The organism is Gorillibacterium massiliense (assembly GCF_000455485.1).
In the GTDB taxonomy this organism is placed as follows: Bacteria; Bacillota; Bacilli; order Paenibacillales; family NBRC-103111; genus Gorillibacterium; species Gorillibacterium massiliense.
In genome coordinates, this window is record NZ_CBQR020000058.1 from 1 (window position 1) to 20,526 (window position 20,526).

Genomic DNA, 20,526 nt, shown 5'->3' on the forward strand with positions numbered 1-20,526 from the left:
GGTTTTCAGGGCATAAGCAGGGCCCCAAAAAGTGACGATTATGCTGACGAAGCGTATTCCGATTACTTTTCGGGGATCCCCGAAAACACCTTGATACGTTTGGTGATGATGGCGGAGGGGAACCACGCGTTCCCATACCGAACACGACCGTTAAGCCCTCCAGCGCCGATGGTACTTGGACCGCAGGGTCCTGGGAGAGTAGGACGTTGCCAAGCGTAACCATTCCCTGATAGCTCAGTTGGTAGAGCACTCGACTGTTAATCGAGTTGTCACAGGTTCGAGTCCTGTTCGGGGAGCCACTTGCTTCCATAGCTCAGTAGGTAGAGTGCATCCATGGTAAGGATGAGGTCACCGGTTCGATTCCGGTTGGAAGCTCCATTTTCGGCCCGTTGGTCAAGGGGTTAAGACACCTCCCTTTCACGGAGGTAACAGGGGTTCGAATCCCCTACGGGTCACCAATTTTTTTATGGTTAAGACAAGCCATGAACGGAAAACCTATTTAAAAATTGGGGATTAGCCAAGCGGTAAGGCAACGGACTTTGACTCCGTCATGCCTAGGTTCGAATCCTAGATCCCCAGCCAGTAAGAGCCATTAGCTCAGTTGGTAGAGCACCTGACTTTTAATCAGGGTGTCGCAGGTTCGAGTCCTGCATGGCTCACCATTTTTTCCCAAGAGTAAAATCACAAATCAGCAGTTGGAAAACGCGCTTATCAACCCGAACAAAGGACGGATGCGATTAACGTGTTTTTTGTTTCAAATGGAGTTTTGTGATTCTATCATGCGCGTATGGCGGAATTGGCAGACGCACCAGACTTAGGATCTGGCGGGCAACCGTGGGGGTTCAAGTCCCTCTACGCGCACCACCAACACAAATGGAACCATCTGATCGTTTAGATCAGATGGTTTTTTGTTTTTTCGAATAACCGGCTACACTCGATCAAAAGATATGAAGGATGTTGATTTGCTTAGGAGAGGAAGGAGGAAAGGCAAGTGCATCCCGATAAAATCTTACAAGTGACTGGGCACCGTCCCTTCCCGATGCCTGAGGGGAAATGGCTGATGAAGCAAATATGGCGCGATGTTTTATTAGCCCATTGGTCTATAGACCCTGATCAACTCGCTCCACGCTTGCCTAATGGCCTTGAGCTAGATCTAATGGATGACAAGGCTTGGCTAACCCTAACCCCCTTTCAGGTAAAGCCTATGCGCTTGAGAGGGGTGCCTCCGTTCCCTCCGTTTGCATTCTCGTTCTATGAGATCAATGTGCGCACCTATGTGACCTATAAAAGCATACCAGGCATCTATACGTTTAGTCTCGATGCTTCTAGCTGGCTTGCCGTTGAAATGGCGAGGTGGATTCCCTTTCCTTTTCTGCACGCAAAGGTGGATATGAGGGGAGAGGGACGCATTCATCATTTTCGTTCGAATCGGACGGATTCACGAGATGCACCGGCAGCCTTTCAATGTGCTTATGTTCCAAGTAACAACAGCGAGAGCTTCCATGCGCCGTTAGGCACTCCATTGCACTGGTTAACAGAGAGGTATCGGTTATATGGAGTGAGAAAGGGGAAAATCATTGCAGAGGACATCCATCACCTCCCATGGCCTTTAAAGGACGCAGAGGTGGTCATAAAGCACAATTCGATGGTTTCCCCTCTTGGCATCCATTTAGCCAATAAAGCATCCTTAACCGCGTATTCGAAGCGACTTGAAGTCTTGATCTGGCCAGCCAGACAGGTGTAAACGGGGGATTCGATTAATTTTAAAAAAATGTTTGCATTCAGTCGAAAAACCTGTTATTATAACACTTGTCGCTAAAAACGTGAGGTTAACAACTTCACCATAAAAGATCTTATTTGCGGACGTGGCTCAGTGGTAGAGCATCGCCTTGCCAAGGCGAGGGTCGAGGGTTCGAATCCCTTCGTCCGCTCCAATTATGTGCCCATAGCTCAGCTGGATAGAGCGTTTGACTACGAATCAAAAGGCCGGGAGTTCGAATCTCTCTGGGCACGCCATATTTAACATCATGAATTGCAAAGCCTCAGAAAGCTGCTAGAACGCCATTATCGCTTTACAAGGTTTATCATTTACCACATGTATTATTATCGGGACGTAGCTCAGCTTGGTAGAGCACCTGCTTTGGGAGCAGGGGGTCGCATGTTCAAATCGTGTCGTCCCGACCATTTAAAATTTTATTTGCGGGTGTAGTTCAATGGTAGAACTCCAGCCTTCCAAGCTGGTAGCGTGGGTTCGATTCCCATCACCCGCTCCAATACGCAAATGAGTGCCCTTGTGAAAAACAAGGGTTTTTCTATACCCTGGGACGTTGTCGCATCAACGCTTTACTGATAAACATTTTTTTTATTTGTAAACAAAAGAATTATTTTTTCTTGTGTCAGCTTTGTGATAAAATATAACGAAATACTTATGCGACCCGCTCTGTCGGGAGCGGCAATTCGAGTCGAGGAAGATTGGGTGAGAAGATGACTGAACTGAATATGCTGGCTAAAAACTCTACGAACAATTTGCTTCGGCGGGACGTCCGGTTTCTCGCCAATATCTTGGGAGACGTGCTCCTGCAACAGGGCGGAAAGGAATTGTTCTCCGTTGTCGAGAAGATCCGGGAGATGTCCAAGTCCTTGCGCGGTCAACATAGTGCAAGTTTATATCAAGAATTTATGGATACCATTCATTCCTTGAATCCGGAAATCCGCTATCAAGTCATACGCGCTTTTGCAATCTATTTTCAATTGGTTAATATCGCGGAACAAAATCACCGGATTCGTCGTAAACGGGATTACGACCGCACAGCTGGCGAATCCATTCAACCAGGTTCAATTGAAAGCATTGTCCGTGAGCTGCGGCAAAGGGAGATCAGCGCCAGCGATGTCTCCTCCATTCTCGAAGGAATCTCTCTCGAGCTTGTCATGACCGCCCATCCGACGGAAGCGACCCGGAGAGCGGTGCTGGATATCCATCAGGGGATTTCCAGGGACGTCATGCAATATGACAACCCGATGCTGACTTACCGTGAACGGGAGATGCTGCGGGATAATATCCTGAGCCAGGTGCTGACCCTGTGGCAGACCGATGAGCTGCGGGATCGTAAGCCAAAGGTTATCGATGAAGTGCGGCACGGGATGTACTTTTTTGATGAGACGCTGTTTGATGTTCTTCCGGAAGTATACGGTGAGCTGGAACGGTGTTTAGAAAAATATTATCCCGATGAGCAATGGCACGTTCCCCTTTTCCTGCGCTTTGGCTCTTGGATCGGTGGCGACCGTGATGGCAATCCTTCCGTAACCTCCGACGTGACGTGGGATACGTTGCAAATGCACCGGGACATGATCTTACGCAAGTATGACGGCTCACTTCGGGCTTTGATAAAGCATATGAGCTTCAACACCAATATCGTGGAAGTGGATGAGCGTCTTCTGGCGTCTATCGAAGAGGACCGCAATCAGATCCAATTAGTAACCGAGGAGCCTTGGCGTAACGAATCGGAACCGTACCGGGTGAAAATCGTTTACATCCTGGAGAAGCTCTACAATACCCGCAACCCGGAATGCACGGATCCCCAGCTCAAATATCGTTCGGTTGAGGAATTTTTAGAGGATTTGCGCATCATTGATGGCAGTCTGCGCAAGCATTACGCCGGTTTCGTCGCCGATATGTACACGAAGAAACTAATCAGGCAAGCCGAGCTGTTCGGCTTCCATCTGGTAACGCTGGATATTCGTCAGCACAGCAAGGAACATGAGCTGGCCATGACCGAAGTCCTGCAAAAAATGGGCATCGCCGATAACTACGGAGACTTGAGCGAAGAGGAAAAAATCGCGCTCTTGACCAACCTATTGGAAGATCCGCGGCCTTTGACTTCTCCTTATATCGAATATACCGAATCCACTCGGGAATGCCTGAATGTTTACAAGATCATCATGAAGGGCCAACGGGAATACGGCCGGAATTGTCTGCAAAGCTACCTGATCAGTATGACCACTGGCGCAAGCGATTTGTTGGAAGTGATGGTCTTTGCAAAAGAGTTTGGGCTTTACCGCAAGGACGCTGACGGCAGCATTGCCTGTACGCTTCAGCCGGTGCCGCTTTTTGAAACCATTGACGATCTGCACGATGCTCCGGCGATTATGGAAACCTTATTCAACATCCCGGCGTATCGGAACAGCTTGAATAGCTTGAATCAAGTGCAGGAAATCATGCTGGGCTATTCCGACAGCAATAAAGATGGCGGCGTGCTGACCGCCAACTGGGAATTGCAAATGGCGTTGGAGTCGCTGACGGCTACGGCGAATAATGCTTCCGTCAAACTGAAGTTTTTCCATGGACGCGGAGGTGCTTTGGGCCGGGGAGGCATGCCGCTTAACCGCAGCATTTTGGCTCAACCGCCCCACACCCTTGGCGCGGGTATCAAAATCACGGAGCAAGGGGAGGTTCTCTCCCAGCGCTATGCGGTGAAAGGCATCGCTTACCGCAGTCTGGAACAGGCTACCTGGGCGCTCATTACGGCTTCGGTTATGGCGCTGAATCCTCAGAGCGACGTGAATCAGCATAAATGGGAAACCTACATGAAGGATATCTCCGAAAACGCACAGAATAAATATCAGGATCTGATCTTCCGCGATAAGGACTTCATGACATTCTTCAAGGAATCGACGCCGTTGCCGGAAGTCGGGGAACTGAATATCGGCTCGCGTCCGTCAAAGCGGAAGAATAGCGACCGTTTCGAAGATCTGCGGGCGATTCCATGGGTATTCGCTTGGACCCAGACCCGGTACTTGCTGCCGGCTTGGTACGCAGCGGGAACCGCTTTGCAAAGCTTCTATAAGAACAAGCCGCAAAACATGCGGACGCTCCAGCAAATGTATGCGAAATGGTCCTTTTTCCGTACCGCCATCGATAATGTGCAAATGGCGCTGGCCAAGGCGGATATGCAAATCGCCAAGGAATACGGCAAGATGGTGCAGGATCAGCAAATTGCTGAGCGGATCTACAAATTGATCGAGGAAGAGTTTAAATTGACCTCGTCGCTGATTTTGCAAATTACCGGGCAAAATGAAATATTGGACAATGTGCCGATCATGCAGGAGTCGATTCGCTTACGGAACCCTTACGTGGACCCGCTGAGCTACCTGCAGGTCGATCTGTTGAAGGAGCTGCGCGCTACCCGTGATCAAGGCGGCGACGACACGACCCTGCTCAGGGAAGTGCTGCTCACCATTAACGGAATTGCCGCCGGACTTCGCAATACGGGCTGATACCCGTTTGCCGAATGGAGCCGGACGCCAGTGGAATGGCGTCCGGCTTTCTTGTTTTCCAACAAGAATCATATTGGAGGATATGAACAGCATGAATAAACGCCTTTTACCTATCATGCTTATCTTAATCGGAGCAGCCTGCTACGGGCTGCTTTCACCCTTCGTCAAGCTGGCCTACACCGACGGATGGACCAACCGGGAGATCAGCTCCTCGCAAATGACGATGTCCGCTTTGCTGGTGTGGCTTCTCGTTCTGGTCACCCCATCCGCTTGGAGCAATCCTTTTCGCGGACCATGGATCCGTCTGCTGTTGAACGGGCTTATCGGAATTTCGCTGACAACGCTTTTTATCAACGCTGCTTTACAGGAAATGGATGCGTCTTTAAGTGTCGTTCTGCTATTTCAGTTCACGTGGATTACAATAGTAATCGATTCCATAAGCAAAAAAAAGCGTCCAACTCGAAACCAGACCTTGGCCGTTATCGTTATATTACTGGGCACAGTGTTTGCTGTGAACGTGTTTGAGGTGGATTTCTCCACGCTCAGCCTAATGGGTCTTGTTTATGGACTTGCCTCATCTTTGACGTACAGCTTGTTTTTATTCGGTACTGGCCGAATCGAGACTACCATGCATCCGCTGATGAGATCGGCTGTCATGCTGACTGGAGCGCTACCTGCTGTTTATGTGCTTTTTCCGCCGACTCATTTTCTTGACCAAGGAATGGGCGGTGTGCTTCTCTGGGGATTGTTCCTCGGTTTCCTCGGGCAAGTGGCGCCTACCTTATGTTTCAATGTAGGGATTCCGAAAGTAGGGAGCACGTTGGCTGCACTCCTTGGGTCCGCCGAATTGCCGGTGGCGACGGTGGGGGCTTTTCTCATTGCAGGTGAAAACGTGTCCGCTGTGCAGTGGATCGGCATCTTAATTATTATATTTGGGATATTCTTATCAGAAATTAAAGTGAAAACACGTTATAATAAGGTGGTGTGAAAAAATAGGTTTACGTGGGGAATTTGGAGCCGGAGGAATGCCCGTGAAGGATAGAGAGATAAGATTGGCGGTGCTGGCCCGGGGTGGGGACCGGAGAGCTTTTGAAGAAATCGTGGACTTGTATAAAGATAAAATGTATCACCTGGCGTACCGCATGTTGGGATCAGCCAATGAGGCGGAGGATATCGCGCAGGAGACATTTTTGCGTGTGTACACGAATCTGCATCGCTACGATGAAAACCAGAAATTTTCTACCTGGATCTACCGGATTGCTACTAACTTATGTATAGACAAGCTAAGAAAGCGTAAAGCGGTTTACTCGCTGGATGCCGAGATGCCGGATGGAGAAGGATCGGATTGGTATTCGATGCTGCCCGGTAATGAGCCGACTCCGGAGAATGAACTTTTGCTAACGGAGACGCAGGAAAATATCCGCAACGCCATCGATACGCTGCCTGAAAAATATAAATCCGTCGTGGTGCTCCGGTACATTCAGGATATGTCGCTGCAGGAGATTGGCGATGTATTGGACATGCCGGTCACAACGGTGAAAACCCGGGTGCATCGGGGACGGGAGTTTTTGCGAAAAAAACTGGACAGGGAATATGGGGGAAAAGTTTTTTGAAACGGTTTAATCTGATGGATCGTATAACGATGAAGAGACTTTTGAAAGGAGAGGCAATCGGATGAACTGCAAAGATGCCCTTTCCCGCATACATGAATTTTTAGATGGCGATTTATCCGGTCAGGAAGCTGTCGATTTAAAGAAGCACCTGCTCTCCTGTCCCGAATGCCATAGATTGTTTCGAGAATTGGAGACGACAGAGGCATTGGTCCGTTCCTGTCCCCGGCCTACTGTTTCCGAAGGATTCGCGGAACGCCTCATGACCCGATTGCCAGCTGCTCCGCGCAGGCGATACTCGTGGATCCAGTGGGTGAAGCGTCATCCGGCGATAACCGCAGCTTCGGTCTTCCTTTTGGTGATGATGGGAAGCTTCCTCTCCTTATGGAATCAGGATACCCAAATGACAGTGAAAGGCGGCGACCTAGACCAATATGTCATCAGTGATGATACAGTCTATCTGCCAGCCGGACACAAGGCAAAGGGAAACCTTATGGTTAGAGGCGGCAACGTTCAAATCGATGGAACTTTGCAGGGCAATCTGGTTGTAGTGGACGGTACGTATCACACGGCCTCAACAGCCGAGGTGTCGGGCAAGGTGTATGAAATCAATCAGGCGGCGGAATGGCTGCTCTACCAGCTGCGTGAAGCCGTTGCCGTTATCGCTAATTAAACGGGCTTTGGCCTCTCCGGAAGGAGGGGCTTTTTCTCTGTAAGGGAGTATGTCTGGACGGCTTCAGCCGTTTATCCAGGTGTGCCCTAGGGGAGTTAGCCGTTTACTCTTGAGTATGGTAATATGAAAGATGTTAGTCGTTTACGCGTAAAAAAGGCAGAAGGATGGGCTTATCAAGTCCATTACATAGAGAAGGTAAAGAGGTAATGGGGGATTTCGCATGGATTTACGGTCTCTGACAGTGAGCGGTACCCTTCGAGAGATAATCGACATTTTAATTGTCAGCTATGTGATTTACAAGCTGTTGGTACTGCTTCGGGGCACAAGGGCCATTCAACTGATGAAGGGAATTCTCATCGTCGTCTCGACGTGGGCCGTCAGCATTTGGCTGCACCTGAACACCCTGCAGTGGATGATGAATCAGATGTTCAATATTGGCGTGATTGCGCTGATTATTATTTTTCAGCCGGAGCTTCGTCGCGCCCTTGAAACCCTTGGCCGGGGCAAGCTGTTTAGCCGATCAACGGAGGAGGACCATCTGGTCCATGAGCGAGTCGGCGAGGTGCTTAAAGCGGTTAATTATTTATGCAAAAGAAAGATCGGCGCGCTGCTCGTGTTTGAACGGGAAACCGGACTGAACGAGTTTATCGAATCGGGCATTCCGATTCATGCGGAATTGGGCTCGGAGCTGATGATCAATATATTTATCCCCAATACGCCGCTGCATGACGGGGCTGTGATCATCCGGCAAAATGAAATTGTAGCTGCGGGCTGTTACTTGCCGCTTTCGGAGAATCCTTTTATCAGCAAGGAGTTAGGAACCCGGCATAGGGCGGCTATCGGTGTGAGCGAGACGTCGGATGCTATCTCGGTCATCGTCTCGGAAGAAACCGGGCAAGTGTCGTTAGCGATGAACGGTCTGATTGTGCGGGATATCAAGGAAGAATCGCTTATCTCCAAGCTGTACGATGAGCTTCGAATGAAGCGGAAGAACGATGAAAAAGCTCCTTTTTGGAAGAGGAGGAGCCGCAATGCTGGATAAATATTTGAAAAACAACAACGTCGTCAAAGTGGTTGCCTTGATCATCGGCATCTTGCTTTGGGTCGTCGTCCATATGGAATCGGATACGCCGGCAACCCAGTCGGCTAATGCGGAATTGAAGGAACAGTATTATAAAAACGTTAGCGTCACCGCAAAATTCGACGAAGAGCAGTACACCTTAAAATCTATTACTCCTGCGGATGTTACGGTACAGGTGCAGTGGAGAGAGAACACGTTCCGCAAGCTGAACGTGAGCAATATGAGCGTCGAAGCTGATCTCACGGGGATGACGGAAGGCACGCATACCGTCCAATTGAGGGTGAAGGGCGTGACGGGAGCCTCCAGCAGCGAAGCGATTCCGCAAACCGTACGAGTCGTGCTGGAAAAAATCCACACGAAGCAGGTTCCGGTTGTAATCACAACGACTGGAACTCCGGCGGAAGGGTTTAAAGCCGGGGAGCCGGTGGTTAAGCCTAACCGGGTTAACGTCGAAGTACCGGATAGCTTGCTAGATCAATTGGATTCTGCCCGGGCGGAAATCAATATTGCCGACGTGAATTCCACGGTAACCAAACAAGTGAAGCTCGTTGCTGTTGATAAGAACGGAAAGCAATTGGATCTACAGGTGAGTCCGACTATCGTTGACGTGGAGATTCCCATTACCAGTCCGTTTAAGCAAATGCCGCTGCAGATCAAGCTGGTCGGCGAGCCAGCACCGGGATATGCTGTAGCTTCGTATGAACAGGATCCGGCCATGATTACGGTCTACGGACCGCAGAATGTACTGGATGCGATGGAATTTTATGAAGGACCGCAAATCGATCTAACCGACCTGACCAGCACCATGAAGAAGAAGATTGACGTACCGGCTAAAACGGGCGTTTTGAAGGTGGAGCCTGCTAAGGTCGAAGTAAACGTCGAAATTGTGGCTTCCACGACAAAAGAATTTGATATTCCGATCAAGCTGATCGGAACCAATGCTGGCTATAATTCGCAGCTGGCGGCGGATACCACCTCTATTCACGCGATTCTGGAAGGTGCGCCGAATGTGCTTGCCGCTCTGAATGCGGAGGATGTGCAGGCGGTTGTCGATATAAGCAATCTGGCTCCCGGGGAGCATGTCGTACCCGTCACTATAAATCTGCCGATGTTCGTAAAAAAACCGACGCAAGCTTATACCGCCAAGGTGCTGGTAACGGCGCTTTCGGGTACTAAAACGGATAATGGCGGCGGAGTGTCGCCTGTCATTGGAACGGCTCCGCCCTCGTCGGGGGCAGGAGCTTCAAATGAGGCGGGGGCAACGCCTTCACCCACTCCTAACTCCGGCAGTGAAGGATAGTGGAAATACGGGTTTACGGTTATGAATGGATCATCGAGAGGAGAAAAGAAATAAATGGGGAAATATTTTGGAACAGATGGTGTTCGCGGCGTAGCAAATGCGGAGCTGACACCGGAATTGGCATATAAGATCGGCAGATGCGGCGGTTATGTTTTGGCAGGGCAGGCGAAACATCCCAAGCTGGTCATCGGCAGGGATACCCGGATATCCGGGCATATGCTGGAAGCGGCTTTGGTTGCCGGACTTTTGTCTATCGGGGCGGATGTCATCCGAGTCGGTGTTGTGTCTACACCGGGGGTTGCTTACTTGACGCGCGTTTTGGGCGCCGATGCCGGTGTTATGATCTCGGCCTCCCACAATCCGGTTGAGGATAACGGCATTAAGTTTTTTGGCGGCGACGGCTATAAATTGTTCGATGAGACGGAGCTTGAGATCGAGGCCTTGATGGACGCCGAGGCGGATGAACTGCCCCGTCCTGTGGGCAAGGATCTGGGTACCTTAGAAGATCATCCGGAAGCCAAGTTTCAATATATGGAGTATCTGAAAACCACTGTCGGTGTTAGCTTCACCGGTCTGAAAATCGTACTGGACTGTGCTAATGGAGCGGCATATGAGTTGGCTCCCCGGCTTTTTGCCGAGCTTGGAGCGGAAGTCATTGCGACGGGTGCGAATCCGAATGGAGAGAACATCAACCTGGGCTGTGGCTCCACTCACCCGGAAGCGCTGGCAGCTGAAGTGCTGAAGCATAAAGCGGATCTCGGATTAAGCTTCGACGGGGATGCCGATCGGTTGATCGCCATCGACGAGAACGGTGAAGAGGTGGATGGGGATTATATCCTGACCATCTGCGGCGACGCGATGAACAAGAAGGGGACGTTGGCAGGAGGAACGGTGGTTACGACGGTCATGGCGAACCTTGGCTTTTTTAAGGCTGCTAAGGACCTTGGCTTGGCAACGGCACAAACGGCCGTCGGCGACCGCTACGTCATGGAGGAAATGCGCAAGGGCGGGTACAATCTGGGCGGGGAACAATCCGGGCACGTGATTTTTCTCGATTACAACACAACGGGGGACGGCATGCTGACCGGTCTGCAACTCGTGGCGACGCTGGTTGAATCCGGCATGAAGCTGAGCGAGCTGAAAAGTAAAATGAGCAAGTTCCCGCAAGTGTTGGTGAACATCCGCGTCGCAGATAAATCGAAGCTGCAAGGCAACACCGCCGTCGAGGAATCCATCCGCAAGGTGGAGGAAGAACTGGGCGAAAACGGCCGGGTGTTGGTGCGGCCTTCCGGCACTGAGTCTCTCGTTCGCGTCATGGCGGAAGGGCCGGATAAGACGGAACTGGAAGCTTTCGTGCAGTCCATCGTAGAAACGGTTCAGCAGGAACTGGTTTAACGATAGATTCGCAAGCCTATCATAAAATTTCAACAAAATGACCCTCCGGTGAGACAATGTGTTTTGCCGGGGGTATTTTTATGTTATTATTATCTAGATATCCGCATATCTTGCGGTGTCGGGTTTTCCGCTCGCTGAATAAAATAGATTTGGCATTACCCTTTTACTTAGAGGAAGAAAGGTGGGCAGGGGTCGCTAGCAACAATAAGCGCCAGAACTTGCACGGAGCGGAAATCTTTTTCAAGATGGAAAAAGATCGTGCGAGTTGACGAGGTGAAGGTGTTCGGATCATCGGCGGGGACCTTCCGGTATGACTGCAAGCCGAAAGTTGGAAGGCAAATCGTCACGGGTAACCGGGCGGACAAGATTCCAACAGCAGTTTCATAAGAAAAACGTCTATCGACGCACTTTCAAAGAAGCCAGACCGCCTTTAGAGGAAGTTTTTCTTGAGATATCAGGAAGCTAATGCTCTGAATTTTTACATTCTGATATCTTAAGCCAGACCATTGACCGTGGTTTTCCGTTTTAGGGGAACCCCAGGTTTGAGTTTGTCATTGTCTTCTAAATGGATCACGAAGCCAGTTTGCAACTGGCAGGGCCTTATTTTCGTATTGCTGAAATTACCTATTGAATATCTTTGATAATCGCCTTCTCAGGCGTGTATAGGAGGAAGTCCGTATATGTGCGGAATCGTTGGATATATTGGAAATCGCAATTCTCAGGAAGTTTTGATCGAAGGCTTGAAAAAGCTTGAATACCGCGGATACGACTCGGCTGGGGTCGCCGTGTTCACGAAGAATGGTTTGGAAGTGAAGAAGTCTGTCGGCCGCTTGGCTAACCTGGAGTCGAAGCTTGGAGATGCGCCTCTCGAAGGCACTATCGGCATCGGCCACACCCGTTGGGCAACTCACGGAAAGCCATCGGACGCTAACTCTCATCCGCATACGGACAGCTCCTTGAAATTTTCCGTCGTCCACAACGGGATCATTGAGAACTACGCAACCTTGAAGGAAGAACTGATCGCTAATGGGCATGTGTTCTTGTCTGACACGGACACTGAAGTCATCTCCCACCTGATCGCGGTTGAGTACCAAGGAGATATCGTCAAAGCCGTGCAAAAAGCCGTTAAACGCATGCGCGGTGCCTACGCTTTGGGCGTATTGACGGAGCATGAGCCGGACCGTTTGGTGGCTGTGCGTAATGCAAGCCCGCTGATCATCGGCGTCGGCGATGGCGAGAACTTTATCGGCTCGGACATTCCGGCGATTTTGAACTACACCCGCGACGTCTACATTTTGAATGACGGCGAAATGGCCGTTTTGACACGGGATGGTGTCGAACTGCTGACTCTGGAGGGGAATTTTATTTCCCGGGAATTATTCCATGTCGATTGGGATCTGGTCACGGCGGAAAAAGCCGGATTCGACCACTTCATGCTTAAGGAAATTTACGAGCAGCCGAAAGCCTACCGCGACACCATGGGCGCCCGGATCAGCGAAGATGGCAAACGTGTCGTGCTGCCGGAAGTGAAGATGACGGAAGACGAGATCAAGCGCATCAGCCGCATTCATATCGTGGCTTGCGGAACTGCTTATCACGCCGGTTTGGTAGGTAAAACTATCATCGAACGGCTGACCGGCATCCCGGTAGAAACCGATGTAGCATCGGAATACCGCTACCGCTCACCGATCATCACACCCGACACCTTGGTTATCGTCGTTAGCCAATCCGGCGAAACGGCTGACACCTTGGCTGCCCTGCGGGAAGCGCAGCGCTGCGGCGCCCGCGTCCTCGCTATCACCAACGTGGTCGGCAGTTCTGTTGCCCGTGAAGCCAACAGCGTCATCACCACTTGGGCTGGTCCGGAAATCGCCGTCGCTTCGACGAAGGCTTACACGACGCAGTTGATCGGTTTCTATCTGTTCGGTCTGTTCCTGGCTCAAACCTTGGAAACGCAAAAGCCGGAGTACATTGCAGAAGTGCTGAGCGCTCTGCAGCAACTGCCTACGCAAGTAGAGGCTATCTTGGAAAAAGCCGAAGACATCAAAGACATCGCCGAGCAAGCCGCAACCCACGAAGATTTGTTCTTCATCGGCCGCGGCATCGACTATGCCGTCACCTTGGAAGGCTCCTTGAAGCTGAAGGAAATCTCCTACATTCACTCGGAGGCATATCCCTCTGGCGAGCTGAAGCACGGTACGCTGGCCTTGATCGAAGATGGCATTCCAGTCATCGCTCTGGCAACCCAAGATGAACTGCTGGAGAAAACCGTCAGCAACATCAAGGAAGTCGTTGCCCGCGGCGGCTACATCATCGGTATCGGCAATGAGGGAGACGCCGAACTGCCCCGCCAGGTGGATCGCTTGTTCTCGATCCCCCGCACCTTGGGCCTGCTAACCCCGGCACTGTCCGTCATTCCGCTGCAACTGCTGGCTTACTATGCAGCGTTGGCAAGAGGCAACGACGTGGATAAGCCGCGGAATCTCGCGAAGAGCGTGACGGTGGAGTAAGTTGAGGGTTTTATAACTGAAAAATGATTCATTACAATAATGTGTTGTTCTAAACAATAAAGTTTTGTTCTGGGTAAAAAAATACAATAAAGTTTTGTTCTATTAACATCAAGGGCCGTCCTACAGCATGGGGACGGCCCGCTATTGTTTAAGGGGGCTAGCAAATGATGACCATAGGAGACAAAGTAAAGGCTATTCGCAAGCAACATCAGCTGAGCCAAATTGCATTTGCAGATACCATTGGAATTTCTCAAGGCAGACTGAGCGAAATAGAGCAGGGGAAAACAAAACCGTCAGCAGATACTCTTCATGAATTAAGAAAAAAATTCAATGTTGATCTTAACTGGCTATTCGACGAGAAAAATTAGATTTATAGTTCCCTTACCAACAAAGTATTCACTGTTTGTGCACAAAGTTATACACATGTTAATGAAATAATGAGCTGTTTGCCGTGGCACCGCTTGTGGCGATACCTCTGAATATTAGTATGTCGATTTGGCTGGACCGAAGGATAACTTCAAGATCACTTATTTTCAATTACTACTCTTGTTTACATGCAAAAATGTAGATAGCAACGCAACGACAACAGGCATACTAGGAAAGTGATTATTTATTATATTTGAAGTAAGGACACGATCCGATGAAGGAGTGCGTGTCTTTTATTTTAGTGAAAGGAATTCTGATTATATACATATATGATGGGCAAGAATGATGATAGTTCATAACGGCGAAGAAGTATTTTTATGGACAAATGTTCAAATGAGACTGCTAAAGAAACCGCTAAAGAAACCGCTAAAGAAACCGCTAAAGAAACCGCTAAAGAAACCGCTAAAGAAACCGCTAAAGAAACCGCAGAAGGGATCTTTTTCAGTGGAGAGCGTTATTCAAGTTTATGGGCTTTAAATGAATATCTGGTTTGGAACTGTTTTAGAAGCTGGTGAATAGATCTTATCAGCATTCCAAAACGGAAATAATCAAACTGTATTAATGGTATGCCCAGTTGTGCATGAAGAATTTATTGAGCTTCATTTATTGATGAGAAAACTTCTATGGAGGATGTGGATTGTAAATACTATGAAAAGATTCAATAACTTGAAAAACAGATTTGCAAAATAAAAAGCCAAAGAAACTAGATATTGGGGGCCATAGTGGTGTGTTTAGATTCTCTTCGGGATTTTGTTGAAAGTGGAAGATACTATAAGTTTGGCTTGAATACAAAACAGCTGGGATTTTTGCGCGATAAAATTAAGGCACATCAATCCAAGGTTGGGGCTAGACGTATGGAATGGGCCGAACAAGGGGTAGTGGGGATATTTGAGGGATATCGGATATTTGAAGATGATATGGAAGGATTAAAAGTATTCCTATCAGAAATAGGTCTACTGCCAATACTGTGTGAGGTAGAATGGTCAGTATTATCTCAAGAAGAACAAGAACAGATGAAGCAATGGATGGTTTTTCAGCCAACACTTGTACGCTTTACCGCCAACAAGGATCAAAAATGTGATAACGATATGCTGCATGAGTATGAAGATAAAGTTTCTAAGTTGGAAATTACTAAGTTAGTTGACCTGTGGCTATCTAAGAAGATGGAAAATGACCTACTTGTAGAACAATGGAAGACAATTAAACATAGTTTGAATAAGCAATTGCCTGCACCTAATACATATCATTTTGATTTTGGCACAGTTAGTTGTAGCAATAGTGATCCACTAGTTTCTGGTGTTAACTTATACAAACAGTTAGGTAAAGATATAGTGATGAAATATGGACAAGTAGATATGTCCAGGTTACCTGCATACATGGCAAGAGGATTTATTAGTAAGTGTGATCTAAAAAAATTTCGTAAAGTAATAGATATACGACTTAAGTATACTCTTATGCAAATAGTTGCTGAGCAGCGAAGAAGGGAATATTATCAAAAACATATTGGTAAGTTGTTGATGCAGCCACTTAACTAAAACGACTATTTGCTGAGAACCAAATCTGATGGGAAGCATTAGGTATGACTTTATTTAAATTACTATTGTAAATAATGTAATGGTTATTTCTATCATTGATGTCTGCATAATAAGGGGGGGAGTTAAAAATGACTGATCTACGATTAATGAGAAAACATTACGCTGTTGGCGTAATAGATCAGCTACAGAATTTGGGTTATTCTGAAGAAGAAGCAAAGATAATTTTCTTGCGTCATTATCGTAATCTGAAGCGAAGTTTTGGACTGAACATGAATGTACATGATTTTGCAAAAACGATTGACGAATTGGAACGTGCAATAAATAGAAAGGATCAACAACTCGATGATCCAACCCATGTCTATGTTGTTAATACTCGCGACCAATTGAAAAAGAATGATAAAAGGGTAGATAAATCGAACAATGTTTTTCGGATTTCTGAGAAGATGGAACAGAAAATTAAAGAATGGGATTCATGTGTACCGATTGATGTAACTGGAGCCAAACTTGCTTACATTTTTATACCTACCGAGCTGGGGTTAATCATTAAAGTGCGGTGCGACGTATGTAAACGTGAATTGCTTCTTTCTGATTTATGAGAGGTGTTTGGAACTGACGTTCGACGCTTGTTTGGTATCCCAGACGCAATGATGGAGTAGAAGTAATAGTTACGATAGCGTAATTGTTTTCAATTAAATGGAACTTGTAGTTATTTGGTGTAGCTTATAGTTCATTAAAATCATAATAAAGAGGTCATTCAAAAAAGTTAATTGTTTTAAAAATTAATTGTTATTATTAATCAGGAGTTCGATCCGGCATTATCGAACTCCTGATTTTTGCAATTGATCGCAATTCAACAAATTAACATGCATATTATGCGGTTGTTCGTTTTTTAAAATCACTTAACCATATTTTTATATGCTCCATGTCATCTTGCAGTTCATCTGGTTCCGGTAGCATAATAGGGATTTCGTATGACTGTGAATGTTCATAAGCAGAGTATTTAGTCATGAAATCTTCAAAAAGCTTGCAATCCTCTACAGAGATGTACGCCAGCTTATGTAATTTGCCCATAGTGTTGACTGATCTTCTGAAACGTTGAACAACATCCCCAAGCAAATCGTTTTCAATAAAGCGTTCAATTAAAATTCTAAAGTCACTACATATACCTTTAGCTATTAGATCGTATTCTGTTCTTCCTTGTTCGAGGAGAACCTTACGGGCTCGAGTGAGTCTGTCATTCAAAAGCAGATTTAACGCCTTTTCCGGTTTCTTAGCAAATACAGGCGTATCCCCAGGTTCACCAGTTCCCCAAGATTCCGCCCTAAGCCATGTAACATTGCAATCTATACCTAATTCATTAGCTGCATCTTCGAGAAGAGTTAGGAAAGAGAGACGATGAGTAAATACGATCACTTGTCTGGATAAGCTCAACCTAGCAATTCTTTTAACTGTTGCTTCCTCAAAAAGTTGATCCAATGACGATATTGGGTCGTCGAAAATAAAAGGAGTATTATTCGAACCAACTTCAACATCAGCTAGAAATCCTGCGAGAGATACTATTCGGAATTCTCCTTCGCTCAATACTTCAGAAGTCCGAATATTTGCAGGACAATTTCTAAGCTTCACTTGATGATAAATATGTCCTCGTTCCGCCCTAGTTTTAGTCAATTCAACATTGATTCTAGAGCCACCTAGATCTTGCAACTCCTTTTGAAATCTTTTTATATACTCGGTAGTTATTAGTTCGTTCGACAGTGAAGACTTCTTGGTAGATAAAGACTGTGTACTTGTCAGTATAATAGCTGCTTTATACTTTGCTATTTTTTCAAGCATTTCTACGTTTTCGGTAATAACGGATTTATTCTGATGTAGCCATCTTCGAGTCTCGAGTTCAATCACACTTTTCTTCAATTCATCTCTGTTCTCTGATTGAGCTGATTTTTCGTAGTCAGCAGCCTGTTGTTCTTTTGCTGCTGCTGTTTCATCAAAAAACTTTAACAAGTCAACTGGTGGTAAGTTTGCAAGCTGGTCTAGTGAAGTCGCGCCATTTAAGCGCTCACTTCTCTTTTTTAGGATAGCACAGAAGTCAATAATGGTTTGCTTTTCTTTATCTGATGTAATGCCTATTGAGTTAAAATGAAGTGCTAAAGTTTCGTCAGACGGTACTTCATTAATTGCTTTTAATAATGTGTTGTAATGTGACTCTGCAGCTATTGCTTCTTTGTTTAAGGAATCTTTTACAAATGACTCAAAACTGCTTAGCCTTCCTTGTGCCTCTGGTGAAAGTGGTTGCTGACAGAGTACACAATTTGAGCCAGTCTCAATGTATGGAAATAACTTTTCAGGATAAGCAAGTTGCTCTGAGTAAATCCTTGCTTGCTCCCAAAGCAATTTCCAACTTTCAGATCCTACACCATCAAGAGACAATCCTTCAAAGACGTTCCTAGCATCTTCTTCAGCAGCCTTTCTTTTAATCGAATAGTCCAAAAGGGCATTTATTACCTTATTGCACGATTCATCAGTAAGAGAGTCCCTAATCTTCGTAAGAATGCTTTGTAGTTTCTTTATATTTTGAGCAGTATTCCTAAACTGTTTCATTTTTTCAATGGGGTCTGTCTCGGCCAGTTGCTGTCTCTTACTTCTAAGTGTGATTTCATCTGTCCCCACCCATGAACAGTTATCTTCTATTTCTTTACTTGAAGTTGTATCCTTAATCTTCTTAAGCCATAGAATAGCTTTTGTGTTGGAACTGCCCTCTGGAGGAATAAGCTTTGACAATGTGATATTATCCATTTCCTTTTTGAGAGCTTGCCCTACTTTTAGACAGGCGTCTGTCAGTTGGCTGAAAAACAACAGTATCCACGGTTCGTAAGCGACTTCGTTTTCATCATTAACGTATACATTAGCACAATCTGTATCGTATAGCTGCAGAGTGCGTAGTTCATTGAGAGCCCCCTGATCCGGTGCCCAATTAATCTCATAGCTTGTACCATCTTTAATAATAACTAAAGAACAGTCTTGAGGCTGTTGTTCTTGAACGTAAACATTTCCCATTAGCTTTCCAATCTTCTTAGCTCCAGAAATATGCTTTAGTAAGCGTACATAGCTTGATTTGCCGGAACCATTTTGACCATACACAATCGAAAGTGGGCTTTGAAATTTCAAAGGATTCCTAGGACTAAGGGCACTTATGCCCCTGATACTTTTTATAGCATCAAGTCTTATATGTAATGAACTTTCCTTTGCAGATAGGCTACCTGCTGTTACACTTTGGGGCTTTATTTTAGTGTCAATCAGTTGAGCCTCAGTCTTACACAATAGCACTAACTCTCGATAGTTATCTTCTGTAAGTGTATTGTTATTTTGAATGAGAAGATACGCCGCATGCTGCAACCAACGTGGTCGTTTTGAGAGCCATTGTTCCACTTCTACCAATATTTTCCGCATCCTCAATCCTCCTTTAATTACAATTCATAGAAGCATTTTACTATAGCTTCCTGCTGTTCGACAGAGAATTTTGTATAATCTGGAGTTGGGAAATCACTTGAGAATACTTGCTTGCCCTGTACTAATGCTATCAACAAGCAAACTGTTCTCGGGGGGACTTTGAGTTTTCATGGGAATAATGGTGGGGGTATTTTTTATGGATATATCAGAACATCAGAACATGCTAAGACAAGCTTACAACATAACGGATTTGAATCTACCTCGGACAGCCTTCTACGATGAGACGAATAACACCAGAAAGTTCAGTCTATCGCAGGGTTTAATAGGTAATGTTCATTATGAACTGTAAACAGGCACCCACTCGAGTGCTTTTTTAATTCTTTCATACTGAATAAATATCCGAAAACGGATAATACTGCTACTACTAAACAAAAAGGAAGTGATATTATGAACAACGAAGCGATATCCTTGGGGCTTGCTAATGTAACGGGTAGCGGGATTTTCTTTAAGGGTCTTTATTATTCAACGGCAGAAGCAATTAAAGGTAGATGGTTCGAACACGCTGGTTGGATCGGGGGATGGCCGGTAATTGTGGCTTATGATCCTAAGAATATGAACTCAATTTTCATTGTAAACGAGAAGAATCATTCGCTTACGAAGTGCAATTCTATCAATCCGCACAGCGAGTATGGCGAAAAGCTGGAAAAATACTTTAAGAGTATTCAAATGCTAAAAATGAAGCATTTTGCTCGGCGTAAACGAAAGATGCCGAATAGCCGAGGTCGCCACAATGACTTAACTTAAAATGTGTGAACTTATCGAGGAATTACAAAGAAGCATCAGAAATGACAAACAAACATTGAGCAGGTATAAGGAGCGAAAGGACCCTCCGTATGTTAATGCCACTAACCGGTATTATCTTTGTTCAATCACCCAAAAGACTATCGAGGTCTGGGAGATGTCTCGAAACTCTAGAGATATACTATCGTCAGCGTGAAAATGTGGATTTTGCCCAAAAGAGCAAATCGTTTGAGAGCAGGATACAGATGGAGATCAACCGGTTTCCAGGATACCTCACTCCGCAAACTTAATCTGAGATCATACTTTATATGAAACAGCTAGAGTGAAAAAATTGAGCAACAAGAGAGGAATAAACACTAAAAGTGATTGAAAGATATGCAGTTAGGGTAAATACCCTTAATAATTAATTTCCGGAATTTGAGACATATCATCCAGGACGACTCGCAGGGATTAGACGGGCCGTCCTTTCTGTTA

15 protein-coding genes, 10 tRNA genes and 1 rRNA gene are annotated in these 20,526 nt (G+C 46.4%); 25 read left to right on the plus strand and 1 reads right to left on the minus strand.

Translation table 11 applies throughout. The features are described from left to right. Positions 1–98 precede the first annotated feature (98 nt). The 24 genes from rrf (at position 99) to TJ79_RS05990 (ending at position 16,400) form a co-directional block, all read left to right on the plus strand. Positions 99–215 (plus strand): 5S ribosomal RNA (gene rrf, locus TJ79_RS05870). A gap of 8 nt (positions 216–223) precedes the next feature. Further along, positions 224–299: transfer RNA gene (locus TJ79_RS05875), tRNA-Asn, on the plus strand. A gap of 3 nt (positions 300–302) precedes the next feature. Then, positions 303–378 (plus strand) — tRNA-Thr (locus tag TJ79_RS05880). Positions 379–383: 5 nt separating this feature from the next. Continuing rightward, positions 384–458: transfer RNA gene (locus tag TJ79_RS05885), tRNA-Glu, on the plus strand. Between the two features lie 49 nt (positions 459–507). Further along, a tRNA-Gln gene (locus tag TJ79_RS05890) sits at positions 508–582 on the plus strand. Between the two features lie 4 nt (positions 583–586). Continuing rightward, positions 587–662 (plus strand) — tRNA-Lys (locus TJ79_RS05895). 119 nt (positions 663–781) lie between these two features. Then, positions 782–864, plus strand: a tRNA-Leu gene (locus tag TJ79_RS05900). A gap of 127 nt (positions 865–991) precedes the next feature. Further along, complete coding sequence (locus tag TJ79_RS05905; RefSeq protein ID WP_081756739.1) at positions 992–1,744, plus strand: YqjF family protein; 753 nt, start codon at positions 992–994, stop codon at positions 1,742–1,744. A gap of 115 nt (positions 1,745–1,859) precedes the next feature. Continuing rightward, positions 1,860–1,934 (plus strand) — tRNA-Gly (locus TJ79_RS05910). A gap of 5 nt (positions 1,935–1,939) precedes the next feature. Beyond that, positions 1,940–2,016, plus strand: a tRNA-Arg gene (locus tag TJ79_RS05915). A 91-nt stretch (positions 2,017–2,107) separates the two neighbouring features. Beyond that, positions 2,108–2,184 (plus strand) — tRNA-Pro (locus TJ79_RS05920). A 15-nt stretch (positions 2,185–2,199) separates the two neighbouring features. Next, positions 2,200–2,273 (plus strand) — tRNA-Gly (locus TJ79_RS05925). Positions 2,274–2,484: 211 nt separating this feature from the next. After that, positions 2,485–5,274, plus strand: coding sequence for a phosphoenolpyruvate carboxylase (ppc, locus tag TJ79_RS05930; RefSeq protein ID WP_040949373.1), 2,790 nt, complete (start codon positions 2,485–2,487; stop codon positions 5,272–5,274). Between the two features lie 82 nt (positions 5,275–5,356). Next, complete coding sequence (locus TJ79_RS05935) at positions 5,357–6,262, plus strand: DMT family transporter (protein ID WP_040949374.1); 906 nt, start codon at positions 5,357–5,359, stop codon at positions 6,260–6,262. A 43-nt stretch (positions 6,263–6,305) separates the two neighbouring features. Continuing rightward, complete coding sequence (gene sigW / locus TJ79_RS05940; protein WP_155987787.1) at positions 6,306–6,887, plus strand: RNA polymerase sigma factor SigW; 582 nt, start codon at positions 6,306–6,308, stop codon at positions 6,885–6,887. A 61-nt stretch (positions 6,888–6,948) separates the two neighbouring features. Next, on the plus strand, positions 6,949–7,557 hold the full coding sequence (locus TJ79_RS05945) for a zf-HC2 domain-containing protein (protein WP_040949376.1): 609 nt from the start codon (positions 6,949–6,951) through the stop codon (positions 7,555–7,557). Positions 7,558–7,777: 220 nt separating this feature from the next. Then, entirely contained in the window at positions 7,778–8,599 is an 822-nt protein-coding gene (gene cdaA / locus TJ79_RS05950) for a diadenylate cyclase CdaA (RefSeq protein WP_040949377.1), read from the plus strand. After that, entirely contained in the window at positions 8,589–9,938 is a 1,350-nt protein-coding gene (locus TJ79_RS05955; RefSeq protein ID WP_052339323.1) for a CdaR family protein, read from the plus strand. Before cdaA ends, TJ79_RS05955 begins: the two co-directional genes overlap by 11 nt. Before the next feature lie 54 nt (positions 9,939–9,992). Beyond that, a complete protein-coding gene (gene glmM / locus TJ79_RS05960; protein ID WP_040949378.1) occupies positions 9,993–11,333 on the plus strand; it encodes a phosphoglucosamine mutase in 1,341 nt (446 codons plus the stop codon). 680 nt (positions 11,334–12,013) lie between these two features. After that, positions 12,014–13,843, plus strand: coding sequence for a glutamine--fructose-6-phosphate transaminase (isomerizing) (gene glmS / locus TJ79_RS05970; protein WP_040949380.1), 1,830 nt, complete (start codon positions 12,014–12,016; stop codon positions 13,841–13,843). Positions 13,844–14,007: 164 nt separating this feature from the next. Then, positions 14,008–14,211: a helix-turn-helix domain-containing protein gene (locus TJ79_RS05975; protein WP_052339324.1), complete on the plus strand. Its 204-nt coding sequence runs from the start codon at positions 14,008–14,010 to the stop codon at positions 14,209–14,211. Between the two features lie 375 nt (positions 14,212–14,586). Next, positions 14,587–14,784, plus strand: coding sequence for a hypothetical protein (locus tag TJ79_RS05980; RefSeq protein ID WP_155987788.1), 198 nt, complete (start codon positions 14,587–14,589; stop codon positions 14,782–14,784). 195 nt (positions 14,785–14,979) lie between these two features. Further along, positions 14,980–15,804, plus strand: coding sequence for a hypothetical protein (locus tag TJ79_RS05985; RefSeq protein ID WP_162162923.1), 825 nt, complete (start codon positions 14,980–14,982; stop codon positions 15,802–15,804). 128 nt (positions 15,805–15,932) lie between these two features. Then, the gene (locus TJ79_RS05990) at positions 15,933–16,400 is read left to right on the plus strand and encodes a hypothetical protein (protein WP_040949383.1); all 468 of its coding nucleotides are present in this window, start codon (positions 15,933–15,935) and stop codon (positions 16,398–16,400) included. A gap of 274 nt (positions 16,401–16,674) precedes the next feature. On the opposite strand, the gene TJ79_RS05995 is transcribed toward TJ79_RS05990, so the two are convergent. Further along, on the minus strand, positions 16,675–19,251 hold the full coding sequence (locus TJ79_RS05995) for an AAA family ATPase (protein ID WP_040949384.1): 2,577 nt from the start codon (positions 19,249–19,251) through the stop codon (positions 16,675–16,677). A gap of 447 nt (positions 19,252–19,698) precedes the next feature. Here TJ79_RS05995 and TJ79_RS06005 point away from each other — a divergent pair, with 447 nt between their 5' ends. Continuing rightward, positions 19,699–20,055 (plus strand): Mu transposase C-terminal domain-containing protein, encoded by a 357-nt coding sequence (locus TJ79_RS06005; protein ID WP_040949386.1) that lies wholly within the window; start codon positions 19,699–19,701, stop codon positions 20,053–20,055. Positions 20,056–20,526 lie beyond the last annotated feature (471 nt).

What these genes read in the sequence shown, in the direction of transcription:
- ppc (WP_040949373.1), top strand. Translation starts at nt 2,485, where the DNA reads ATGACTGAACTGAATATGCTGGCTAAAAACTCTACGAACAATTTGCTT.
- TJ79_RS05935 (WP_040949374.1), top strand. Translation starts at nt 5,357, where the DNA reads ATGAACAGCATGAATAAACGCCTTTTACCTATCATGCTTATCTTAATC.
- TJ79_RS05945 (WP_040949376.1), top strand. Translation starts at nt 6,949, where the DNA reads ATGAACTGCAAAGATGCCCTTTCCCGCATACATGAATTTTTAGATGGC.
- cdaA (WP_040949377.1), top strand. Translation starts at nt 7,778, where the DNA reads ATGGATTTACGGTCTCTGACAGTGAGCGGTACCCTTCGAGAGATAATC.
- TJ79_RS05955 (WP_052339323.1), top strand. Translation starts at nt 8,589, where the DNA reads ATGCTGGATAAATATTTGAAAAACAACAACGTCGTCAAAGTGGTTGCC.
- glmM (WP_040949378.1), top strand. Translation starts at nt 9,993, where the DNA reads ATGGGGAAATATTTTGGAACAGATGGTGTTCGCGGCGTAGCAAATGCG.
- glmS (WP_040949380.1), top strand. Translation starts at nt 12,014, where the DNA reads ATGTGCGGAATCGTTGGATATATTGGAAATCGCAATTCTCAGGAAGTT.
- TJ79_RS05975 (WP_052339324.1), top strand. Translation starts at nt 14,008, where the DNA reads ATGATGACCATAGGAGACAAAGTAAAGGCTATTCGCAAGCAACATCAG.
- TJ79_RS05980 (WP_155987788.1), top strand. Translation starts at nt 14,587, where the DNA reads ATGGACAAATGTTCAAATGAGACTGCTAAAGAAACCGCTAAAGAAACC.
- TJ79_RS05990 (WP_040949383.1), top strand. Translation starts at nt 15,933, where the DNA reads ATGACTGATCTACGATTAATGAGAAAACATTACGCTGTTGGCGTAATA.
- TJ79_RS05995 (WP_040949384.1), bottom strand. Translation starts at nt 19,251, where the DNA reads ATGCGGAAAATATTGGTAGAAGTGGAACAATGGCTCTCAAAACGACCA.
- TJ79_RS06005 (WP_040949386.1), top strand. Translation starts at nt 19,699, where the DNA reads ATGAACAACGAAGCGATATCCTTGGGGCTTGCTAATGTAACGGGTAGC.